This window comes from Herbaspirillum sp. VT-16-41 (genome assembly GCF_001994935.1).
Taxonomy (GTDB): Bacteria; Pseudomonadota; Gammaproteobacteria; order Burkholderiales; family Burkholderiaceae_D; genus Herbaspirillum; species Herbaspirillum frisingense.
On record NZ_MUXB01000166.1, the window covers coordinates 1 to 1,147 of the forward strand.

The following is a 1,147-nucleotide window of genomic DNA, read 5'->3' on the forward strand; positions in this document are numbered from 1 at the left end:
AGCGGCTAAAAATACGTAAAATAGATGACAGTTGATGGTTAATTAACCTGTCCGATTAGGAATAATCTGGATGAACATGCCGGGTAACACGCTTCATAATGGCATGTCCTGCGGAAAAATGACCGTTTACTGAAAGAGATAGTAAGCTGATGAAATGTTCTGTTACATGAAATGGGCCATTACACATCGTTTATCCCAAAGAGTTTCTTAACAATTTTTGATATATTTAAAACTTAGGATTTACTTGAAGCACATTTGAGGTGGTTATGAAAAAAATTGCATGTCTTTCAGCACTGGCCGCTGTTCTGGCGGTATCCGCAGGTTCCGCTTTTGCAGCTACTTCCACTGTTACCGGTGGTTACCGAATTCGCGCATATCGACCGCATCTGGGACCATGATCCCCGGAATCCCGACAAGCCAGGCCGCGTCGAATTCTCGGCGCGCAGCAAGCAGTTGTTCGACCAACTGCGCGATGACGGTAAACCGGCACTGTTCTTCGCCGCGCATCTCGGAAACTGGGAGCTCTCGCCTATTGCTGCCGCCGCGCACGGCCTCGACGCCACCATCCTGTTCAGGCGGCCGAACATCGAAGCCGCCGACCGCGCCATCGAGCGCATCCGCGCCGTCAATTTGGGCACGCTGGTCCCGGCCGGCCGCGACGCCCCGCTCAAGCTGGCGCAGGCGCTGAAGAACGGCCAGCATGTCGCGATGCTGGTCGACCAGTATCTGACCAACGGCGTTCCCGTCACCTTCTTCGGCCGCAAGACCCGTGGTTCAGCGCCGCAGGTCGATGCCGAACACCCGACGGATCTGCGTGACCGCATGGCGGGTGTACCTGCGGTCCGAGGGCGTGGAGGCCAGCGGTACGAACAGGCCCGGATGATCCGGGTGGGACACCCGGTAGTGGGTCGAGCCCGGCACGATCTCGAAGCCGGCCGCTCGCATCCGCGCCATCAGCTCGCGCCGCGAGGTGGGGTGGCGGGTACCCCGGCCACCGCGGGCACTGGGCCCGGCCGCGTCCTCGGCCACGTCCAGCGCGGGCTCGTACTCCGGTGGGCGCACCGCGAGGGCGTAGCGGGTGGGGAACACCCCGATCACGGCGTTGTCGGCCCGGCGCACCTGCACCACCAGCTCTCCGCGCAGGAAG

Annotated in this window: 1 pseudogene; it reads left to right on the top strand. The window is 60.1% G+C overall.

Features of this window, described 5'->3' with window-relative positions:
- Window positions 1-276: 276 nt before the first annotated feature.
- A pseudogene (locus BTM36_RS28815) lies at window positions 277-1,147 on the top strand (hypothetical protein); the annotation flags it as partial.